The organism is Gordonia sp. ABSL11-1, assembly GCF_030315685.1.
Classification (GTDB): Bacteria; Actinomycetota; Actinomycetes; order Mycobacteriales; family Mycobacteriaceae; genus Gordonia.
The window spans coordinates 210,959-231,582 of sequence record NZ_JASXSI010000003.1; the positions used below are offsets into that span (position 1 = coordinate 210,959).

Below are 20,624 nucleotides of genomic sequence, written 5' to 3' on the forward strand. Positions count from 1 at the left end.
CTCACAATCAGGTCGGATTGATCGGCAGGAGCCGCGGGTCGAAGGGCTCGAGACCGACGGACTCTTTCGGTATCGGCGCGCGCAGGGCCAACGCCGACTCACGGTCGGCGGGCGCCGGCCCGGGCAGCGTTGCGCACACCGCGGCGAGGACATCGGCGTGGCGGCTGCCGCGCTCGGCCAGCGCCAGTCGGATCAACTCCAGTGCAGGGCGGTACTTCTCGAGGACCTCGCGGCCTCGACGCGGATCCGCTCGAGCACTGAACTCGAGCACGATGGGGAGGTGATCGGGTAGCTCACCGCCCAGATCGACGAGGAAACCGCTGTCGCGGTAGAGCTGTTTGAACTCGCCGAGCGTGGCACCACGACGACGGGTGTCGCCGTCCGTCCAATACGACAGGTAGAGAGTCTGTTTGCGGGACAGGTCGAAGACATCGATGTAGTCGCGGCGGAGCCCGTCGGGGTCGGCGGTGCCGAGGTGGTGGACGAACCCGCTCAACAGGGTCACCTGCACCCCCGGTGGCTGTTCGTCGAGGGCAGCACGCAGCAGGTCGAGCCGGCCGAGCAGCACGTCATCGGGATACCCGAGGCACCAGGACGCCACCTGATGGATCACCCGGTCGTCCGGTCCGGTGTGCTTGCGGCGCAGCGATCTCACGGTTGCTCACCCCGTCCGGGAAACATGCCGGGTGGAACGCCGTTTCCGTCCCAGTTGAGCAGATTCGTACGGCCGGCGAGTGCACGGTCGCCCGTGGCGACATCGCCGGTCTGTCGCTGCTTGAGTGCGTGGAAGGTCTCGACCGACACCGGTGCCGGCCGACCGCTCGCCTCGCCGAAGGCCGACGAGTCGAACATGCCGGGGCCGTCCTCGTAGTCGAGCGAGCAGGCCATCTCGTCCAGCTTCTCCGCCTGCTCCAGGTGCGCCGTCGGGATCACGTATCGGTCTTCGTATTTTGCGATCGCCATGAGGCGGTACATCGTGTACACCTCCTCTTCCGTCATGCCCACCGATGCCGGGATGTCCGCGTTCAGCTCGCGGCCGAGCGTGACGTCGCGCATGTACGCCCGCATCGCCGCGAGACGTCGCAGTACCGAGTCGATGACCGCAGTGTCGCCGGCGGTGAAGAGTTCGGCGAGGTACTCGACGGGGATCCGTAGGGCGTCGATCGCGCCGAACAGCGTGCTGTGACTCTCGGCGTCGTGTCCCTGCTCCGACAGCAGGTCGACGATGGGGGACAGCGGCGGCACGTACCAGACCATCGGCATCGTCCGATATTCCGGATGCAGCGGCAACGCGACCCGGTACTTCTTCGCGAGTGCGTAGACCGGTGAACGGCGGGCCGCGTCGAGCCAGTCCTCGGGGATGTCGGCGGCCCGGGCCGCGACGATCACGGCCGGATCATTCGGGTCGAGGATCAGATCGAGTTGCGCCTCATACAGATCACGCTCGTCGGCGACCGACGCGGCATCGGTGACCGCATCGGCGTCATAGAGGAAGATGCCCAGGTATCGCAGGCGTCCCACACAGGTCTCGGAACACACCGTCGGCTGCCCCACCTCGATGCGGGGATAACACAGGGTGCATTTCTCGGCCTTGCCCGACTTGTGATTGAAATAGATCTTCTTGTACGGACACCCCGTGATGCATTGGCGCCAGCCGCGGCAGCGGTCCTGGTCGACCAGCACGATCCCGTCCTCGCTGCGCTTGTAGATGGCGCCGGAGGGACACGACGCCATGCACGACGGGTTGAGGCAGTGTTCGCAGATGCGGGGGAGATAGAACATGAACGTCTGCTCGAAGCTGAACTTGACGGCGTCTTCACAGTCCCGGCGCAGCTTGGCGACGATCGGATCCAGATCACCCATCTCGGTGGCGCCGCCGAGATTGTCATCCCAGTTCGCCGACCACGTCACCTTGGTGTCCTCGCCGGTCAGCAACGATTTCGGCCGGGCCACCGGGAAGTCGTCGCCCAGCGGGGCGTCCACCAGCGTCTGATAGTCGTAGGTCCACGGCTCGTAGTAGTCGGAGATCGTCGGTTGCACCGGGCTGGCGAAGAGCGTCAGCAACTTCTGCAGGCGACCGCCGGTACGCAGCCGGAGCTTGCCCTTCTTGTTCAGATGCCATCCGCCACGCCAGCGTTCCTGATCCTCATACCGCCGGGGATAGCCCTGTCCGGGACGGGTTTCCACATTGTTGAACCACACGTATTCGGTGCCCGACCGGTTGGTCCACGCCTGCTTACAGGTGACCGAGCACGTATGACAGCCGATGCATTTGTCGAGGTTCATCACCATTCCGACCTGCGCCATGACCCGCATCAGTACGTCACCTCCTGGCTGCGCTTGCGGATGGTGGAGACCATGTCGCGCTGGTTGCCGGCAGGCCCGAGATAGTTGAACGCGTAGGAGAGTTGCGCATATCCGCCGATGAGGTGAGATGGCTTGACCAGCAGCCGAGTCGCCGAGTTGTGGATGCCACCGCGGCGGCCGGTCGCCTCCGACTTCGGCACGTCGATGGTCCGCTCCTGCGCGTGATAGACGTACGCGACACCCTCGGGCATGCGGTGGCTGACGATGGCCCGGCAGACGACGACCCCGTTGATGTTCACACATTCGATCCAGTCGTTGTCGTGGACATCGATCGCGGCTGCGTCCTGCGGGCTGAGCCAGGCGGTGGGACCGCCCCGCGACAACGACAGCATGAACAGGTTGTCCTGATACTCGGAGTGGATGGACCACTTCGAGTGCGGCGTCAGATAGCGGACCGTGATCTGCTGCTCGCCGTCGGGACCGAGCTTGGGTTCCCCGAAGAGTCGGTGCATGTCCAGCGGTGGCCGATAGGTCGGGAGGGACTCGCCGAGGTCGATCATCCAGTCGTGATCGAGGTAGAAGTGCATCCGGCCGGTGAGTGTGTGGAACGGCTTGAGCCGCTCGATGTTTACCGTGAACGGCGCATATCGCCGACCGCCGGTCTCGGATCCGGACCACTCGGGTGAGGTGACCACCGGAACGGGAGAGCGTTGGGTGTCGGCGAAGGTGATGCGCTTCTCCTCGGCACCGGCCGCCAGGTCGACGAGCGGTGTGCCGACACGTTTCTGCAGTTTCTCGAATCCGTTGACCGCCAAAGCCCCGTTGGTCGTACCGGACAGACCGAGGATCGCCTCGGCGAGCTTCGCGTCGGTGTCGATGGCGGGACGCCCGTCGCCCGCGCCGCCGAGCATGACGCCGTTCGACTCGGCGAGCCGGCTGGTCTCGTCGGCGAGGTCGAAGGTGACGTTCTTGACGGTGAATCCGAGTGTGTCCGCCAGCGGCCCGATGGCGGCGAGCTTGTCGGCGACGGCGGTGTAGTCGCGTTCGACGACAACGAAATCGGGCATGTTCCGGCCAGGCCGTCCGGGGGCATCGCCGTTCCGCCAGTCCGCGACCCGACCGTGCGGTTGCGCGGTCTCACCGGGTGTGTCGTGCTGGAGCGGCACGCTGACGAGATCCTTGCGCACACCCAGGTGCGTTCGGGCCTGCCGCGAGAGTTCCTGCGCCAGCAGGTGGAACAGATCGAAGTCGGACTTGGCCTCCCACGGCGGATCGATGGCCGGGGAGAACGCGTGCACGAAGGGATGCATGTCGGTCGACGAGAGATCGTGCTTCTCGTACCAGGTCGCCGCCGGCAGCACCACGTCGGAGAGCAGCGTGGTCGACGTCATCCGGAAGTCGGCCGACATCAGCATGTCGAGCTTTCCCTCCGGCGCCTCGTCGTGCCACACGACGTCACTGGGACGTGGGGTGTCGGGTTGTTCGGAGCCCAGGACGTTGTGATGGGTACCGAGGAGGTGCCGAAGGAAATACTCGTTCCCCTTGGCCGACGACCCCATCAGGTTCGATCGCCAGAGGACGAGGGTCCGTGGCCAGTTCTCGGGGGCGTCGACGTCGGTGATCGCCGGGGTGAGGCTTCCGTCGCCCAGTTGCGCGGCCACGAAGGCCGCCGCATCCGGTGACTCTCCGGCGTCCACCGCGGCCGTCGCCTGGTCGGCGATCTCGAGCGGATTGCGATCGAACTGGGGGTAGAACGGCATCCAGCCGAGCCGGGCGGACTGCGCGATGGCGTCGGCCGTGTGCTCGTGGGTCAGCGTGCCCCGCGACAGCGGCGATGCGAGCGACGCCGTCGAATATCCGTCGTTGCGCCACTGATCGGTGTGCATGTACCAGTACGACGTCCCGGTCATCGTCCGGGGCGGACGAGACCAGTCGAGCGCGTTGGCCAACGAGATCCAGCCCGTGATGGGCCGGCACTTCTCCTGCCCGACGTAGTGGGCCCAGCCACCGCCGTTGCGCCCCATACAACCGGTGAGGATGAGCAGGGAGAGGATCGCGCGGTAGGTGGCATCGCCGTGGAACCACTGGCAGATCCCGGCGCCCATGATGATCATCGAGCGACCGTCGGACTCGATCGCGTTTGCCGCGAACTCGCGTGCGACGCGGATCGCGGCTTCGGCGGGGACGCTGGTGATCTCGGCCTGCCACGCGGGTGTGTACGGCGTCGAGGCGTCGTCGTACCCCGACGTCCAGTCCCCGGGCAGATCGTCGCGCCGCACCCCGTACTGGGCGAGCATCAGGTCGAACACCGTGGTGACGAGGTGGCCGTCGACGCGGATGGCCGGGACGCCCCGTCGCAGGACGGAACCGCTCCCGTCCGGCGCGTCGAAGGCGGGCATCGAGACCGCGATCGATTCGGCGCCGGTGCGGCCGAGCAACGTCAGGGCGGGGGTGATGCCCTCCAGGTCGAGGTTCCACCGGCCCTCCCCGGACGCGGAGTGTCGAAATCCCATGGACCCGTTGGGGACGATCGGTGTCCCGGTCGCGTCGTCGAGCACGACCGTCTTCCACGCATCGTCGGCATCGGGGTCCGAACGCGACGGTCCGAGATCCTCGGCGGTGACGAACTTGCCCGGCACGTGACCTGTTTCGTGTTCCTCCAGGTGCACGAGGAACGGCAGATCGCTGTACGTGCGCACGAAGTCGTCGAAGAAGGGGGTCCGCTTCTGGACGAAGTACTCCGTGAGGATCACGTGGCCCATGGCCATCGCCAGCGCCGCGTCCGTGCCGGCCTGGGCGGGAAGCCATTCGTCGGCGAACTTGGTGTTGTCGGCGTAGTCGGGGCTGACGGTCACCACCTTGGTCCCGCGATAACGGACCTCGGCCATCCAGTGCGCGTCCGGGGTGCGGGTGACGGGGACGTTGGACCCCCACATCATCAGGTACGTCGCGTCCCACCAGTCGCCCGATTCGGGGACGTCGGTCTGATCTCCGAACACCTGCGGGCTGGCGACGGGCAGGTCGGCATACCAGTCGTAGAACGATGTCATCACCCCACCGATGAGCTGGATGAAACGTGTGCCGACACAGTGCGACACCATCGACATCGCCGGGATGGGCGAGAAGCCCGCGCAGCGGTCCGGCCCGTAGGTCTTGATCGTGTGGACGTGGGCGGCGGCGACCATCTCGATGGCCTCGTCCCACGTCACCCGGACGAGGCCGCCCTTGCCGCGAGCCTGGTGGTACGACCGGCGGCGGATCGGGTCTCCGACGACATCGGCCCACGCGAGTACCGGGTCGCCGAGGCGTGCCTTCGCCGCCCGGAACATCTCGACCAGCACACCTCGGGCGTAGGGATGACGCACTCGGGTGGGGGAGTAGGTGTACCAGGAGAACGCCGCGCCGCGCGGACATCCGCGGGGCTCGTATTCGGGGCGATCCGGTCCGACCGAGGGGTAGTCGGTTTCCTGTGTCTCCCAGGTGATGATGCCGTCCTTGACATACACCTTCCAGGAGCAGGAGCCCGTGCAGTTCACCCCGTGCGTGGACCGGACGATCTTGTCGTGGCTCCATCGGTCCCGGTAGAAGATATCTCCGGCGCGTCCGCCCTCCCGGAAAACGGCTCGGCCGTCATCGGTCTCGTCCCATCGCGTGAAGAATCTGCCGATGTCGAGGAGAGCGGCTGCTGCGTCGCCCTGTACTCCAGAAGACCGGGCCATGTGGTCACTGTAGGTGTGTTTGCATCCCGTTGCCGGGTTTACCGGCGATCAGGTCTGTCGGCTTTCGTGATTGTCTTCCTGCCGTGACATCGCCGAAACACGTGCCGCCCGATGGTTTGCGCGCTGTTGAGGCGAGCCCGAAGTATGCAGGGACGCAGGGTGTTTCCGAAAGGTACCCGGAAGTCGACGCGCGGTCCACAAAGCTCTCTCTGTACAGAACCACGTGTGAGTTCTCTTTCTTTCGCGTATACCTTCCGGATTCATGACGATCGGTCGCAGGAAAGGTGAGGCAATCCGTTTTTCGTCGTCCTGACGAGAGCGGATCGCGTCGATGGAACACTGAGACCTGTGACCGGGGACGCCGTTGACCCTGGTTCCTGGCCGTCGTCTGCTGGTCGGTGGGCCTGGTGCAGTTGATCCTGATTGCCGCACTGATGGCGGCCCGGCTGCTCACCGCGCCGCTCCGCGTCGACGACGAGGTCGCTCCGTTCTGGGTGTTCATGGGCGCGATCTCCGTGCTGGCCGGTGTCGAGATCCTGGGTGCGGCGGCCGATCAGACGTTGCTCGACGACGAGGTCGTCGCGTCGGTGAGCACGGCGCTGTGGGCGTTCCCGACGTGGCTCATACCCTGCCGATCGCGCTGACGGTGTGGCACGCGCGACGGCCCGGGGCCGTCACCGGATTTCGAACAGCGCTGTGGTCCACGGTGTTTCCCATCGGTATGTACGGCGAGGCCAGTCATCAGCTCGGGGTCTTTCGATCGAGACCGTGGCTGGAATCGCTCGGGGCGTGGGAATCGTGGGTGACCCTGTCGGTGTGGGCGGTGGTGTTCGTCGGGATGCTCGTCTGGTGGACGCGATGGCTGGGTCGTCGACGAGGGGGTGGGGTCAGGGGTGCTGCGGACCGGTGATCACCGTCAGCAGGATCACCGAATCATCCTGTGCGAGCAGACTGTGTCGGGTGTCGGGCACCGCGGCGAGATCGCCCACGACACCGTCCCAGCGATCGTCGTCGGCCACCAGGGTGACGCGACCCGTCAGCACCTGGAGCGTGGCCTCGCCGGGGCTGTTGTGTTCGGAGAGGGAGTGTCCCGCGGCCAGGGCGATGACGGTCTGTCGGAGGTGGTGAGCCGAGTTCCCGTACAACGTGTGTGCGGCGCGGCCACTGTGCGCCTCTCGCGCGGCGGCCAGCAGTTCGTCGACGAGATCGGGCAGATGCGTGACGTCCATGATTCCATGGTGCTCCGATCAGCATCGGTTGTGTCCGGACTCGCGGGTAAACGTGACTGCCACGTCATCAATCTGGTCAACGGCTGCGATTGTGACGCCGGTTCACGACAGCGGGATCCGCAGAATCCGGTCGTCGCCGTCGCCGGGCAGACCGCGGCCGTCGGTGTTGCTTGTGGCCATCCACAGCGAGCCGTCCGGCGCCGCCGCCACCGCTCGGATCCGTCCGTACTCGTCGGTGAACCGTGCCACCGGTGCTCCGGCCGTCTCACCCTGCAGCGGAACCTCCCACAGCCGGCGGCCGCGCAGAGCGGCGACGTAGGCGCGATCGCCCACGATGGCAAGTCCCGCGGGCGACGCCTCCCCGGTGGACCACGTCGTGACCGGTGGTATCCATCGCGGGTCGTCGGACTCGCCCTCGACCTCGGGCCAGCCGTAGTTGCCGCCGCGACGGATGAGATTGAGTTCGTCCCGGTCGTTCTGCCCGAATTCGGTCGCCCAGAGGCGGCCTGCGCGGTCGAACGCGAGCCCCTCGACGTTGCGGTGCCCATAGGACCACACCTCGTTGCCGAAGGGATTGCCCGGCGCGGGTCGTCCGTCGCGGGTGATCCGCAGGATCTTGCCGTTGCGTGCCCGGACATCCTGGGCGACGTCGGGCCGCGCCGCATCGCCGACGGCGACGAACAGGGTGCCGTCGCGGTCGAACAGCATCGCACCGCCGTGGTGATTGAAGGCGGTGTCGAGCCCGGTCATGATCGGCCGGGGTGCGCCGAGGCGTGCGTCGTCGAAGTCCATTCGGACGACGCGGTTGTCGTCATCGGTGGTGTAGTAGGCGAACACGGTTCGGGGATCGTCGGGCGCCACGGCGAGTCCCTGCAGCCCACCCTCGCCGCGCGGCGCGACGTCGGCGACATCGCCGACGGTCCGTACACGGCCGTCCTCCGTGATCTGCGATATCCGGGCGTCGTCGCGTTGGGAGACCAGTGCGCTGCGATCCGGGAGGAACACGATGGACCATGGAACGTTCAGCCCGGACACGATCGTCTGCGGCGCACCGTCGGGCGCCGGAGTGCCCGAACTGCCGGGCCCGGACGTCCCGGTCGGACCGGACGGGGTGGACGAGCACCCACCCGCGACGAGGGTGGTGGCCGCCGCGCCGGCCGCGGACAGGAATTGTCGTCGGTTCACAACCCCGATGGTCCACGAAATCGGACATCTGCGACGGTCGCGTCAGGTGACGGCGGCTCCTGCCGTCAGCGTCCGGTCTCGACCGGGAAGCCCCGTCGTCGTAGCTCGGCCTCGAGGGAGTTGCGTTTGCGCAGGAACTCCGCGGTACGGACCGAGTCGTTCGCGAGATACAGACCGCCCGAGAAGGTGGCGCCCCGGTCGTCGCGGTGACCGCCGTCGGCGCCGGCGCGGATGAGCAGCAGACAGTGGTCGATGTTCTGTACCGCCGCCGCGGTGAACAGTGGTGTCTGACCGGACAGCGGCTGCACCGAATCGAGGTCCGCGCCGGCGTCGATGAGCATGCGGACACCGTCGTCCCGGCCGTGGCGCACGGCAGTGTGCAGGGCGTTGCCACCGAGTCGGTCCTCGGCGTTCGCCAACGTCGGGTCGAAGGCCAGGAGGGCTTGCACCGACTTCGGCCGATCGCGCAGCAGTGCGTAGGTCATCGCGTTGTAGCTGCTGCCCCGGGTCAACCGCGCGTCGGCCCCCACCTCGAGCAACGTCGTCACGGTGCGCGGACTCTCGAACTCGACGGCGAATTGCAGGGGTGACAACGCCTTCCGGCGGGGGTCGTGGTCGTTGCCGCGGGCATCGACGTCGACGCCGTCGGCGAGCAGGCCACGAGCTCGGTCCACATCACCCGCGCGTGCCGCCTCGATCAACGCGACCGTACGCGAGTCGAAGTACTCGGCGGCGTCTGCGCCACCGATCACCTTGCGCACCGAGTCACATCCCGACAGGAACAGTGCGATGAGAATCGACATCAGCGCGATGAGGCGGCGGCCTCCGGGCAGGGTTCCGGGCGGTGTCGGCAAGAGGGCCCCTCGGCGATTGACGATGATGAGAATCGGACATGTGAGCAGAAGTATCCATCGGCGACGGCACGATCTCCATATGCTTCCCGAATGACTGACGTGCCGGACGCTGCGGCACGGGGGAGACGACGACGGGGGAGACCAGGCCGAACTCGAGCGTCGGATGACGGCCATGCTGGAGAGCGTGCAGCGGTTCGGCGCCGACCGGCACCTCGACCGGGTGCCGACCTCGCGCTACGACGTGGTGTGGTGATCGCCGACGCGATTTGGGTCTGGCCAGCGACTTCTCTACACTAGAACGGTTGCCTGCGCTCTGCGGTCTTCCCCGGGGCGCGCACGCCACAACCGAATAGTCTCCGGTGCCGGTGAAAAACCAAGGGCATCGGTGGCGAGAACCTATTGACAACTATCCACTTCGTGGAAGGCCCACCGCAGGTCAGGGATCATTTTTCTCTGTCCGGCGCTGTATGGGAACCGCTACGAGAAAGGTTGACGGTCAACCATGACCATGACTGACCCGATCGCAGACTTCTTGACACGTCTGCGTAACGCCAACTCGGCGTTCCACGACGAGGTGACACTCCCGTCGTCGAAGATCAAGGTGAACATCGCCGAGATCCTCAAGCGCGAGGGCTACATCACCGACTACCGCATCGAAGATGCCGAGGTCGGCAAGAGCCTCATCGTCACCCTGAAGTACGGCCCGAGTCGCGAGCGCAGCATCGCCGGCCTGCGCCGAGTCTCCAAGCCGGGACTCCGGGTGTATGCAAAGTCCACAAACCTGCCCAAGGTTCTGGGCGGCCTCGGCGTGGCCATCATCTCCACGTCATCCGGCCTGCTCACCGACCGCCAGGCAGCCAACCAGGGCGTGGGCGGCGAAGTCCTCGCCTACGTCTGGTAGGGGAGCCTCACCATGTCGCGTATCGGTAAGAATCCCATCGAGATCCCCGCAGGTGTCGACGTCACCGTCGACGGCCAGAACGTGAAGGTCAAGGGCCCCAAGGGTGAGCTCTCCGTCACTGTTTCGGAGCCGATCTCGGTTGCCAAGGAAGACGACAGCATCGTTGTCACCCGGCCGAATGACGAGCGTCGCAGCCGTGCACTGCACGGACTGAGCCGTTCACTGGTGAACAATCTCGTCATCGGCGTCACGCAGGGCTACACCACGAAGATGGAGATCTTCGGTGTCGGCTACCGCGTGCAGGCCAAGGGCAAGGACCTCGAGTTCGCCCTCGGCTACAGCCACCCCGTGCCGATCGAGGCTCCCGAGGGCATCAGCTTTGCCGTGGAGTCCCCGACCAAGTTCTCGGTCTCGGGTATCGACAAGCAGCAAGTCGGCCAGATCTCGGCGAACATCCGCCGCCTGCGTCGTCCGGACCCCTACAAGGGCAAGGGCATTCGCTACGAGGGTGAGCAGATCCGTCGCAAGGTCGGAAAGACGGGTAAGTAAGCCATGAGTGATACAGCAACCCAGAAGAATCCTGTGCGGACTGTTCGCAAGCCCCTGGGCAAGGACGTGTCGACCCGTCGTCGCACCGCGACCACGAATCGTCACTTCCGCCTCCGCAAGAAGGTCAGCGGAACGCCGCAGCGCCCGCGTCTCGCGGTCAAGCGCAGCTCGCGTCACATCCACGTGCAGCTGATCGACGACCTGGCCGGCAAGACCCTGGCCGCGGCGTCCTCGATCGAGGCCGACGTGCGTGCCGCCGGTGGCGACAAGTCCGCGCAGGCCCGCAAGGTCGGCGAACTGATCGCCGCCCGCGCCAAGGCCGCCGGTGTCGACACCGTCGTCTTCGACCGCGGTGGCAAGGACTACCACGGACGGATCGCGGCACTCGCCGACGCCGCCCGTGAGGGAGGGCTCGCCTTCTAATGAGTACGAGTCTGATGACCATCTACACAAGCACGACAGTCAACACCGGAGGGGACCTCTGATGCCCGGACGTCAGCGTGACGGCGGAAACGGACCCGCCGGAAACGACAACAACCAGAATGCAGCCGGCGGCAACGACCGCCGTGGCGGCGGCCGCGGCCGCCGTGACGACCGCGGAGGTCGCGACCGCGAAGATCGCAACCAGCTCGAGCGCGTCGTCGCCATCAACCGTGTGTCCAAGGTGGTCAAGGGTGGACGTCGGTTCTCCTTCACCGCTCTCGTCGTCGTCGGCGACGGTCAGGGCATGGTCGGCGTCGGCTACGGCAAGGCCAAGGAAGTCCCGGCCGCAATCCAGAAGGGCGTCGAAGAGGCTCGCAAGAACTTCTTCCGCGTGCCGCTGATCGCCGGCACCGTGACCCACCCGGTCCAGGGTGAGGCCGCAGCCGGTGTCGTCATGCTGCGTCCGGCCAGCCCCGGTACCGGTGTCATCGCCGGTGGCGCGGTGCGTGCCGTGCTGGAGTGCGCGGGCGTCCATGACGTCCTCGCCAAGAGCCTCGGCAGCGACAACGCGATCAACGTGGTCCACGCCACCGTTGCCGCGCTGAAGATGCTGCAGCGTCCGGAAGAGGTCGCCGCACGTCGTGGTCTGCCGATCGAAGATGTCGCACCCGCGGGCATGTTGCGTGCCCGCGCCGGCCAGGGAGTCTGATCGACATGGCAGAACTCAAGATCACCCAGATCAAGGGCACCATCGGTACCAAGCAGAACCAGCGTGACAGTCTGCGGACCCTCGGACTGAAGGGCATCCGCAAGTCGGTCACCCGCGAGGACACCCCGATCAACCGCGGCCTCATCAACGTGGTTCGGCACCTCGTGACAGTTGAAGAGGTCAAGTAATGACAATCAAGCTCCATCATCTTCGCCCCGCTCCGGGCGCGAAGACCGAGAAGACCCGCGTGGGTCGCGGCGAGGGCTCCAAGGGCAAGACCGCGGGCCGTGGCACCAAGGGCACCAAGGCGCGTAAGAACGTGCCTGCCGCCTTCGAGGGTGGCCAGATGCCGATCCACATGCGGCTGCCGAAGCTCAAGGGCTTCACCAACCGCAACCGGGTCGAGTACCAGGTCGTCAACGTCGGCGACATCGCCAAGCTGTTCCCGCAGGGCGGCACCATCGGCGTCGACGAGCTCGTCGCCGCAGGCGCGGTTCGCAAAAACCAGTTGGTGAAGGTCCTCGGCGACGGCGACCTCGGCGTCAAGGTCGACGTCACCGCCAACAAGTTCACGGCTTCGGCCAAGGAGAAGATCGCCGCTGCCGGTGGCAGCGTCACCGAGCTCTGAATCGAGTCCGTCACCGTCGGCGGTCGGCAATGACATCCAGCGGATACATTGCCGACCTGCCGGCGGTCTCGCTGTTCAAGGGTCACCGACAGGTGATCAGCTGGACAAGGCGGACATCGGCCCGTCGCGCTGACAAGGGCCGATGGCGTGACTGTTAGAGTTCAAGCGTTGTCTTGACGCTTCGATCAACGTCGATTGCCGAGCACGTGGGGGGACGTCCGAGTCCATCCGCGTGGTCGTTCCTAGGAGGAGTTAGTGTTTTCCCCCCTCGTCGCGGCCTTCCGGACGCCCGATCTGAGGAAGAAGATCCTCTTCGTCATCGGCATCATCGTGCTGTATCGACTGGGTGCGACCATTCCTTCCCCGGGTGTCGACTACAAGGCCGTCCATGCGTGTCTCGACGAGGTCTCGCGCGGCGACTCGGCCAATATCTATTCGCTGATCAGCATGTTCTCCGGCGGCGCGCTTCTGCAGCTGTCGGTGTTCGCGATCGGCATCATGCCCTACATCACCGCGAGCATCATCGTTCAGCTGTTGACCGTGGTGATCCCCCGTTTCGAGCAGTTGCGCAAGGAGGGTCAGTCCGGTCAGGCGAAGATGACGCAGTACACGCGTTATCTCACTGTCGCACTGGCGTTGTTGCAGTCGACCGGCATCGTGGCGCTGGCCGACCGCGGACAGTTGCTGCAGGACTGCTCGACCGGTGATCAGATCCTCAACGACCAGTCCATCTTCGGGCTCGCGATCATCGTGCTCGTCATGACTGCCGGTGCCTGTGTCGTCATGTGGTTCGGTGAGCTGATCACCGAGCGTGGCGTCGGCAACGGCATGTCCCTGCTGATCTTCGCCGGCATCGCGGCACGAATCCCGGCCGAGGGCAAGACGATCCTCGACACCCGCGGCGGGCTGGTCTTCGGTCTCGTCTGCGTCGCGGCTCTGCTGATCGTGGCCGGTGTGGTCTTCATCGAGCAGGGTCAGCGTCGAATTCCGGTCCAGTACGCCAAGCGCATGGTCGGTCGCAAGATGTACGGCGGATCGTCGACGTACCTGCCGCTCAAGGTGAACCAGGCCGGCGTCATCCCGGTGATCTTCGCCTCATCGCTGCTGTATCTCCCGCAGCTGATCCTGCAGTTGACTCAGGGGTCGAGCGGCGAGCAGTCGACGTGGCAGCGCTACATCAGCCAGTACCTGACGGACCCCAGCAGCTGGGTGTACATCCTCGTGTACTTCCTGATGATCATCTTCTTCACGTACTTCTACGTCGCGGTCACGTTCAATCCCGAAGAGCGCGCCGACGACATGAAGAAGTACGGCGGCTTCATCCCGGGCATCCGCCCGGGCACACCCACGGCGGACTACCTCGGTTACGTGTTGAGCCGCATCACACTGCCGGGTTCGATCTACCTGGGTATCATCGCCGTACTGCCAAACCTGTTCCTCGAGATCGGTAACAGCGGTGGTGTGCAGAACCTGCCATTTGGGGGCACGGCCGTGTTGATCATGGTCGGCGTGGGTCTGGACACGATGAAGCAAATCAACAGTCAATTGATGCAACGCAAGTACGAAGGGTTCCTCAAGTGAGACTCGTGATTCTCGGCCCCCCCGGCGCAGGTAAAGGCACTCAGGCGGAACTTCTGTCCGAGGCACTGGGCATTCCGCACATCTCCACGGGAGACCTGTTCCGCGCCAACATCTCCGAGGGCACGGCGGTCGGCATCGAGGCCAAGCGCTACCTCGACGCCGGTGACCTGGTCCCCTCCGAGATCACCGTCGACATGGTGCGTGCCCGTGTCGGTGAGCCCGACGCCGCAAAGGGATTCATCCTCGACGGCTTCCCGCGGTCGACCGAGCAGGCCGACGCGCTGAAGGACATCCTGGCGAAGCTGGACACCGGTCTCGATGCCGTTCTGTCGTTCGTCGTCGACGAGGACGTCGTCGTCGAGCGGATGATGTCGCGTGGACGCGCCGACGACACCGAAGAGGTCATCCGTAACCGGATGGCGGTGTACACCAAGGAAACCGCGCCGCTTCTCGAGTACTACGGCGGCGAGGTCAAGACCATCGACGCCGTCGGCGACGTGCAGGACGTGCATCAGCGCGTGCTCAGCGCGCTCGGCGCAGGCGTCTCCTGATCCTTCGATCGCACACAGAGATCGGTCGCGCCCATGGCATTTCGTAAACCGAGGCCGGTGCCCTTCCGGAGCGCCGGCGAGGTCGACGCCATGGCCGCGGCCGGTGCTGTCGTCGGAGCCGCGCTCGTCGCCGTTCGTGCGGCTGCGGTTGCCGGCGCCACCACGCTCGACCTCGACGAGGTGGCCGAGACCGTGATCCGCGAGGCGGGTGCGGTTCCGTCATTCAAGGGCTACCACGGGTTCCCGGGTTCGATCTGCTCCTCGGTGAACGAGGTCGTCGTCCACGGGATACCGACGGCCGACACCGTGCTCACCGACGGTGACCTTGTGTCGATCGACTGCGGAGCGATCCTCGACGGCTGGCACGGCGACTCGGCGTGGACATTCGGTGTCGGCGAGCTGTCCGACGCCGATGCCGATCTGTCGGAGGCGACGCGGCTGGCGATGGAGGCCGGCATCGCGGCCATGGTCGAAGGCGCTCGCCTGACCGACATCTCCCACGCGATCGAGACCGGTACCCGCGCCGCGGAACAGAAGTTCGGCAGGCAGTTCGGGATCGTGTCCGGATACGGCGGGCACGGCATCGGTCGAGAGATGCACATGGAGCCCTTCCTCGCGAACGAGGGCAAGCCCAACCGTGGGCCGGTCCTCGTGATCGGCTCCACGCTCGCCATCGAGCCGATGCTGACCCTCGGCACCACCGAGACCAGCGTTCTCGACGATGACTGGACCGTCGTCACCGACGACGGCTCTCGCGCCGCCCACTGGGAGCACACCGTCGTCGTGACCGGTGACGGACCGCGGATCCTGACGACCCGGCCCACCTGAGCAGGCAGCGTTCACCGTCCGAGTTCGGGCGGTGAACAGAAGTTGGCGAATCGGCCGCGCGATGTCGATGTGTGCATTACGCTGTCGCTATCTCGCAAGAGAGCGAGGGGGATGCGCCGGTTGGGGTGCCCTTGATACGTTCGATCCGTATGTCCTCCACTGACGGCTTGGTGCCGGTGGTCTGACACCGTTTCGTGTGATCCGGCTGTCTCCATCTCGGGATTCACCGGTCACGGCGGCCCCCGAAGTCCATTGCGGCGGAGGGTGGAGATGGGACTTTCCTCGTCACTGTCGATCGTCGGTGGCTGGGTTCCGGTCAGCGTCACCATTCTCGGCATTCTCGGTTTCCTCTGGCTGATCGTCTATCCGAGTGTCCGCTATCTCCTCATCGTGGTACCCGTGTCGGTCGCGGTCGCGGTGATCGGCACAATCGCGATCCGCCACGTCATCGAAGACGTCTGGCATCCGTTTCCCGAGCCGATCCAGACGAAGGTCTACGTGTCGGGCGGCGTGGCCGTCCTCGCCGCGATCCTCCTGGTCGCGCGATTCATCGTCGGGCATGGTGTGGCGCAGAAGCTCGTGACGGTCGTCGCCGGTCTGCTGGCCATCACGATGGGTCTGTCGCAGATCAACATCAGTTTCGCCGCATACCCGACCGTCGGCGCACTCATGGGCGACGTCGGTGCGAGTTCGGTCTCGCTCTCCCAGCTCGACGATCACAGTCTGCGGGTCGTGCCGATCGACGAATGGCACGCGCCCGCCGGGATGACCAGCGGCGGGCGGATTCTGACGGCCACCATCCCGGGAACCAAGTCCGGCTTCCAGACCCGGCCGGCCAAGATCTACCTCCCACCCGCGACGTTCACAACGCCGACGCCGCTCCTGCCGGTGCTCGTGCTGATGGCCGGCCAGCCCGGTTCCCCGGACGACTGGCTGCTCGGCGGGCAGCTCGTCGCCACGATGGACGACTTCGCCCGCACCCATCACGGTCTGACGCCCATCGTCGTCGTGGCCGATGCGACGGGAACCGAACTGGCGAACCCGATCTGCGTGGACTCGAAGCTGGGCAACGTCGCCACCTACCTCACCCAGGACGTGCCCGACTGGGTCGGGCAGAACCTCCGCAACGCCGACACCGCGCGGACGAGATGGGCGGCGTCGGGCCTGTCCTACGGTGGCACCTGCTCCTTGCAGCTCGCGACGAATTACCCCGAGCTGTATCCGACCTTCCTCGACATCTCCGGTCAGCTCGAACCGACGCTGGGGTCACGGCAACGCACCATCGACGTCGCCTTCGGTGGCGATGCCGCCGCCTTCCGCGCAGTGAACCCGATGGACCTGATGGCCACCCGGCAGTATCCGGAGTCGGCCGGTGCGTTTGTGGTCGGTTCGGGCGACACGGAGTACAAATCGGGCGTCCAAGCAACCTATGAGGCCGCGAAACGTGCTGGGATGGACGTGCACTACTCCGAGGTGCCGGGTGCCCACACGTTCGCGGTGTGGTCGGCCGGCCTGCGTCAGCAGATGCCATGGCTGGCCAAGCGATTGGGGATTCCCGAATGAGCGTACCCACGGCAGAGTCCGTCGACGAGACGCCGAGCGTCCTCGTCGCCCGGCTCCGGACGACCGCGACCGCTCTTGTGCGACTGCCCTTCACCCTGACGCTCTGGGTGCTGGTCTTCGTCCTCGGGCTCGCCTCCGGGTCGCTGTGGGATCACGCGAGCCACAAATCCTGGTATCACAACGTGGCTTTCGGACTGCCCGCCGTCGAAGAGGGCAAATGGTGGACGATCGTCACCTCCTCGGTGTTCGAGCCCAGTCCGGGGAAGTACGCGATCGCCCTCGTCCTCGTCGCCGTGGGGATCGGCTGGGCGGAGTGGCGTCTCGGGACGGCACGCGTGGCCATCGTGGCCATCGGCGGCAAGATCGTCGCGGAATTGCTGACGGTGCTGCTCGTGTGGCTGTTCAGCCGTGACTTCACCTCGTGGCAGTGGATCGATCATCTGGCGGATTCGCGCGGCACCGGGGTGATCACGATGGTGGTGGCCGCGGTCGCGGTCGCATCGGCGACGCTGCGGTCACCGTGGCGGCTGCGGATCCGCGTGTTGCTCGGTGCCGTCGTGGCGATCACCTTCCTGTTCGAGGGCACCTTCGGCACCGTTCAGTACGTCCTGGCGACGATCATCCTGCTCCCCATCGGCGAGCGGTACTTCAGCACCGCCGAACACGGCTACCTGCCCCGGACCCGGCGCGAGGTCCGGATGCTGGGATGCGCAGGCGTGCTGCTCATCGCGGCCGCCAACCTGCTGGTGTTCTTCTTCCCGGGCAGCGGTCCGCTCGGCCCCACCGATTCCGGCGACGAGTCCACCTTCTCGATGCTCATCATCCTGGTCATCAACCTGCTGATCGCGGACCAGTTGCGCCGCGGTCGACGATGGGCGTGGTGGGTCGCGATCGTGATCGGTCTGCTCAACGTCGTCGTCACCGTCTTGGTGGTCGCGCTGGTGGCGCTGTCGGACTTCGAGGCCGAGGGTGGTGTCACGGTCGGCACGACGCTGCTGTGGTGTGTTGTTCTCGCCGTGCTCATCCCGGGCCGATTCGCCTTCCGCGTGCCGTGGCGGACCAAGCGGGTCGGTGCGGGCGAGGGCGATCCGGTTGTCCAGGTGAAGGACCTGTTGCACGAACACGGTGGCGGGACCATGTCCTGGATGATCACGTGGCCCGGCAACGAGTACCTCTTCAGCGACGACGGCGCTGGTGCCGTCGCGTACCAACGTCACATGGGAACGCTGCTCGCGCTGGCGGATCCGGTCTGTGATCCCGCGGGCCGCCGAGATGCGGTGCGAGCGTTCATCGATCTGGCCGAGCGCAGCGGGAAGACGCCGTGCTGGTTCTCGGTCGGTGCCGAGACCGCGCAGATCGCCGAGGAACGCGGGTGGCGCAGTCTGCAGATCGCCGAGGACACCATCGTCGACCTACCCGACCTGGCGTTCAAGGGCAAGCCGTGGCAGCATGTCCGCTCGGCTCTGAACAAGGCGAAGAAGGAGAACATCACCTTCCGTTCGGTGGTGCTCGCCGACGAGTCGTTCTCGATCAAGTCGCAGGTGCGGGCGATCTCCGAGGAATGGGTGGGTGACAAGGGCCTGCCCGAGATGGGTTTCACGCTCGGCAGTGTCGACGAAGCGATGGATCCCGAAGTGCGCGTGGCACTTGCGCTCGACGACACAGGCAGCGTCCACGGGGTCCTGTCCTGGCTGCCCGTGTACGGACCCGCCGGTGGCGATGGGGAGCAGACCGACCACGGCACCGTCCGCGGCTGGACCCTCGACGTCATGCGTCGGCGCACCGACGGATTCGGTCCCGTCATCGAGTACCTGATCGCGTCGTCGGCGATGGCGTTCAAAGACGAGGGAGCGAAGTTCATCTCACTGTCTGGTGCTCCCCTCGCGCGCAGTGGGGACACGGCGGAGGAAGAGGGGATGGACCGCCTGCTCGACAGCCTCGGTGCGGCCATGGAGCCGTTCTACGGATTCCGGTCACTGCACGCCTTCAAGAAGAAGTTCAGTCCCCGCTACGAGCCGGTCTTCCTCGCCTTCCGCGACGAGAGTGACCTACCGCGAATCGGATTGGCGATCTCCCGCGCGTATCTGCCCGACGCCACACCCGGACAACTGGTCCGCCTGGCCGCCTCGGGCAAGGGGGACTGACCCCGACACCAAGGTCTCGCACGTCCTACTCGTGCGCCCCGAGCTTCGTGGCCGCCTGCGACCTCCGGCGCTGTTCCTCACGGCGGTCGTCGAACTCGGCTCGCCAGTCGGTCGACAGGACCAGGCCCTGACGTTGTGCCTCCTCGGTGCTCAGCTCGACCGGGAAGCCGAATGTGTCGCTGAGCGTGAAGAAGTCGTCGCCGGTGATGGGACGGTTTTCTTTGGCGATGTGCCGGAGTTCGCGCAGGCCCTTGTTGAGGGTGCGGCGGAAGGCGCGCTCCTCCTTCTGGAGAACCTTCACGATGGTCTCGCGTTTCTCGCCGACCTCCGGGTAGGAGTCGGCGTAGATGTCGGCGACGACATCGACGAGCGGTGCCAGCACGTTGTTCTCCACGCCCAGCTCGGTCGCGAACCGGATCGCGCGGCGCAGCAGGCGCCGCATCACGTAACCGGCTTCCCGGTTGCTCGGTGACACGCCGTCGGCCGCGAGGAAGACGGCACCGCGCACATGGTCGGTGACGATCCGCATCGCGTGCGTCTCGTCGTCATATGACTTGCCGGACAACCCCTGGAGTTTCTCGATGATCGGCCAGAGCAGGCTGACCCGGAAGACGTCCGGACTGTCGATCGCAGCGGCGGCTATCCGCTCGAGGCCGCCGCCGTAGTCGACGTTGCGGTGGGGCAGCTCGGCGAAGCCCGCGCCGTCGTCACCGGCGGCCCGACGGTACTGCATGAACACCGAGTTGCCGATCTCCAGATACTGACCGCCGTCGGAATTCTGGTGGGGGAAGCGACCATACGCGGTGTCGTGGACGACCTGGGGGAAGTAGTAGAAGACCTCCGAGTCCGGTCCGCCCGGGTCACCGACTGGCATCTCGTTCGGTCCGCCTGCCCGCGACCACCAGTTCTTGTCCTGATAGAAGGCGATCCGGGCACCCTGATTGCCGACGTCGTTGCCGTGTTCCTCGGTGATCAGGTCGACGCGATCGGCAGAGACGCCGGCCTTCTGGAACAGATCGGTCCATATGTCGGCGCTTTCCTCGTCGCGTGGGATGCCGTGTTCCGCATCTCCGGAGAACACGCTGACATAGATTCGATTCGGGTCGAGGCCGACGACGTCGACGAGGAACGACCAGAACATCGGTATCTGTTCGGCCTTGAAGTAGTCACCGAGACTCCAGTTGCCGAGCATCTCGAAGAACGTGGTGTGCCGGTTGTCGCCGACCTCCTCGATGTCCTGCGCGCGGACACAGGGTTGGACGTCGGCGAGGCGGTTCCCGGCGGGGTGTGTTTCGCCGAGGAGGAATCGCAGCAGCGGTTGCATGCCGCTCCCCGTGAACAGTGTCGTCGGATCGTCGTGAGGGACCAGCGATGCCCGATCGATGATCGTGTGGCCGCGTTCAGCCATCATCGCGAGGTAGGCGGCCCGGATCTGCTGTGCATCCATGACGCG

General features: G+C 65.9%; 19 protein-coding genes. 12 read left to right on the top strand and 7 right to left on the bottom strand.

Annotation, left to right across the window (positions count from 1 at the left end):
- Positions 1-7: 7 nt before the first annotated feature.
- The 3 genes from narJ to QSJ19_RS04910 are packed head-to-tail and all read right to left on the bottom strand — an operon-like array spanning position 8 to position 6,026.
- Positions 8-655: a nitrate reductase molybdenum cofactor assembly chaperone gene (gene narJ, locus QSJ19_RS04900; protein WP_286318701.1), complete on the bottom strand. Its 648-nt coding sequence runs from the start codon at positions 653-655 to the stop codon at positions 8-10.
- Positions 652-2,316, bottom strand: a complete 1,665-nt coding sequence (narH, locus tag QSJ19_RS04905) for a nitrate reductase subunit beta (RefSeq protein ID WP_286318703.1) — start codon at positions 2,314-2,316, stop codon at positions 652-654. Before narH ends, narJ begins: the two co-directional genes overlap by 4 nt.
- The gene (locus QSJ19_RS04910; RefSeq protein ID WP_286318704.1) at positions 2,316-6,026 is read right to left on the bottom strand and encodes a nitrate reductase subunit alpha; all 3,711 of its coding nucleotides are present in this window, start codon (positions 6,024-6,026) and stop codon (positions 2,316-2,318) included. Before QSJ19_RS04910 ends, narH begins: the two co-directional genes overlap by 1 nt.
- 407 nt (positions 6,027-6,433) lie before the next feature.
- Between QSJ19_RS04910 and QSJ19_RS04915 the strand changes: the two genes are divergently transcribed.
- The gene (locus tag QSJ19_RS04915; protein WP_502876093.1) at positions 6,434-6,670 is read left to right on the top strand and encodes a hypothetical protein; all 237 of its coding nucleotides are present in this window, start codon (positions 6,434-6,436) and stop codon (positions 6,668-6,670) included.
- A 243-nt stretch (positions 6,671-6,913) separates the two neighbouring features.
- Here QSJ19_RS04915 and QSJ19_RS04920 read toward each other — a convergent pair whose 3' ends face one another.
- The 3 genes from QSJ19_RS04920 to QSJ19_RS04930 form a co-directional block, all read right to left on the bottom strand.
- The gene (locus tag QSJ19_RS04920) at positions 6,914-7,255 is read right to left on the bottom strand and encodes a cupin domain-containing protein (protein WP_286318706.1); all 342 of its coding nucleotides are present in this window, start codon (positions 7,253-7,255) and stop codon (positions 6,914-6,916) included.
- Positions 7,256-7,357: 102 nt separating this feature from the next.
- A complete protein-coding gene (locus QSJ19_RS04925; RefSeq protein ID WP_286318708.1) occupies positions 7,358-8,440 on the bottom strand; it encodes a PQQ-dependent sugar dehydrogenase in 1,083 nt (360 codons plus the stop codon).
- Between the two features lie 65 nt (positions 8,441-8,505).
- Entirely contained in the window at positions 8,506-9,294 is a 789-nt protein-coding gene (locus QSJ19_RS04930; protein WP_286318710.1) for an ankyrin repeat domain-containing protein, read from the bottom strand.
- A 502-nt stretch (positions 9,295-9,796) separates the two neighbouring features.
- Here QSJ19_RS04930 and rpsH point away from each other — a divergent pair.
- The 11 genes from rpsH (at position 9,797) to QSJ19_RS04985 (ending at position 19,171) form a co-directional block, all read left to right on the top strand.
- Complete coding sequence (gene rpsH, locus QSJ19_RS04935; protein ID WP_187589708.1) at positions 9,797-10,195, top strand: 30S ribosomal protein S8; 399 nt, start codon at positions 9,797-9,799, stop codon at positions 10,193-10,195.
- A 12-nt stretch (positions 10,196-10,207) separates the two neighbouring features.
- A complete protein-coding gene (gene rplF, locus QSJ19_RS04940) occupies positions 10,208-10,744 on the top strand; it encodes a 50S ribosomal protein L6 (protein ID WP_286318712.1) in 537 nt (178 codons plus the stop codon).
- Positions 10,745-10,747: 3 nt separating this feature from the next.
- A complete protein-coding gene (rplR, locus tag QSJ19_RS04945; protein ID WP_286318714.1) occupies positions 10,748-11,167 on the top strand; it encodes a 50S ribosomal protein L18 in 420 nt (139 codons plus the stop codon).
- A 61-nt stretch (positions 11,168-11,228) separates the two neighbouring features.
- The gene (rpsE, locus tag QSJ19_RS04950; protein WP_187589710.1) at positions 11,229-11,876 is read left to right on the top strand and encodes a 30S ribosomal protein S5; all 648 of its coding nucleotides are present in this window, start codon (positions 11,229-11,231) and stop codon (positions 11,874-11,876) included.
- 5 nt (positions 11,877-11,881) lie between these two features.
- Positions 11,882-12,064 carry a 50S ribosomal protein L30 gene (gene rpmD / locus QSJ19_RS04955; protein ID WP_187589711.1) on the top strand — a complete coding sequence of 61 codons (183 nt, stop codon included), beginning with the start codon at positions 11,882-11,884 and terminating at the stop codon, positions 12,062-12,064.
- Complete coding sequence (rplO, locus tag QSJ19_RS04960) at positions 12,064-12,504, top strand: 50S ribosomal protein L15 (RefSeq protein WP_187589712.1); 441 nt, start codon at positions 12,064-12,066, stop codon at positions 12,502-12,504. The genes rpmD and rplO overlap by 1 nt, the downstream gene beginning before the upstream one ends.
- A 255-nt stretch (positions 12,505-12,759) precedes the next feature.
- A complete protein-coding gene (gene secY, locus QSJ19_RS04965; RefSeq protein WP_187589713.1) occupies positions 12,760-14,085 on the top strand; it encodes a preprotein translocase subunit SecY in 1,326 nt (441 codons plus the stop codon).
- Positions 14,082-14,636: an adenylate kinase gene (locus QSJ19_RS04970; protein WP_286318716.1), complete on the top strand. Its 555-nt coding sequence runs from the start codon at positions 14,082-14,084 to the stop codon at positions 14,634-14,636. Before secY ends, QSJ19_RS04970 begins: the two co-directional genes overlap by 4 nt.
- A gap of 33 nt (positions 14,637-14,669) precedes the next feature.
- Positions 14,670-15,464, top strand: coding sequence for a type I methionyl aminopeptidase (gene map / locus QSJ19_RS04975; protein ID WP_286318717.1), 795 nt, complete (start codon positions 14,670-14,672; stop codon positions 15,462-15,464).
- A 270-nt stretch (positions 15,465-15,734) separates the two neighbouring features.
- Positions 15,735-17,027: an alpha/beta hydrolase gene (locus QSJ19_RS04980; RefSeq protein WP_286318718.1), complete on the top strand. Its 1,293-nt coding sequence runs from the start codon at positions 15,735-15,737 to the stop codon at positions 17,025-17,027.
- Positions 17,024-19,171: a bifunctional lysylphosphatidylglycerol flippase/synthetase MprF gene (locus tag QSJ19_RS04985; protein ID WP_286318720.1), complete on the top strand. Its 2,148-nt coding sequence runs from the start codon at positions 17,024-17,026 to the stop codon at positions 19,169-19,171. The genes QSJ19_RS04980 and QSJ19_RS04985 overlap by 4 nt, the downstream gene beginning before the upstream one ends.
- 25 nt (positions 19,172-19,196) lie before the next feature.
- On the opposite strand, the gene QSJ19_RS04990 is transcribed toward QSJ19_RS04985, so the two are convergent.
- A complete protein-coding gene (locus QSJ19_RS04990) occupies positions 19,197-20,618 on the bottom strand; it encodes an alanine--tRNA ligase-related protein (RefSeq protein WP_286318722.1) in 1,422 nt (473 codons plus the stop codon).
- Between the last annotated feature and the right edge of the window lie 6 nt (positions 20,619-20,624).

Coding starts and splice junctions, on each gene's coding strand:
- map (WP_286318717.1), top strand. CDS start 14,670: ATGGCATTTCGTAAACCGAGGCCGGTGCCCTTCCGGAGCGCCGGCGAG.
- rpsE (WP_187589710.1), top strand. CDS start 11,229: ATGCCCGGACGTCAGCGTGACGGCGGAAACGGACCCGCCGGAAACGAC.
- rplO (WP_187589712.1), top strand. CDS start 12,064: ATGACAATCAAGCTCCATCATCTTCGCCCCGCTCCGGGCGCGAAGACC.
- QSJ19_RS04985 (WP_286318720.1), top strand. CDS start 17,024: ATGAGCGTACCCACGGCAGAGTCCGTCGACGAGACGCCGAGCGTCCTC.
- rpmD (WP_187589711.1), top strand. CDS start 11,882: ATGGCAGAACTCAAGATCACCCAGATCAAGGGCACCATCGGTACCAAG.
- QSJ19_RS04920 (WP_286318706.1), bottom strand. CDS start 7,255: ATGGACGTCACGCATCTGCCCGATCTCGTCGACGAACTGCTGGCCGCC.
- rplR (WP_286318714.1), top strand. CDS start 10,748: ATGAGTGATACAGCAACCCAGAAGAATCCTGTGCGGACTGTTCGCAAG.
- rplF (WP_286318712.1), top strand. CDS start 10,208: ATGTCGCGTATCGGTAAGAATCCCATCGAGATCCCCGCAGGTGTCGAC.
- QSJ19_RS04910 (WP_286318704.1), bottom strand. CDS start 6,026: ATGGCCCGGTCTTCTGGAGTACAGGGCGACGCAGCAGCCGCTCTCCTC.
- narH (WP_286318703.1), bottom strand. CDS start 2,316: ATGCGGGTCATGGCGCAGGTCGGAATGGTGATGAACCTCGACAAATGC.
- rpsH (WP_187589708.1), top strand. CDS start 9,797: ATGACCATGACTGACCCGATCGCAGACTTCTTGACACGTCTGCGTAAC.
- QSJ19_RS04980 (WP_286318718.1), top strand. CDS start 15,735: ATGGGACTTTCCTCGTCACTGTCGATCGTCGGTGGCTGGGTTCCGGTC.
- QSJ19_RS04990 (WP_286318722.1), bottom strand. CDS start 20,618: ATGGATGCACAGCAGATCCGGGCCGCCTACCTCGCGATGATGGCTGAA.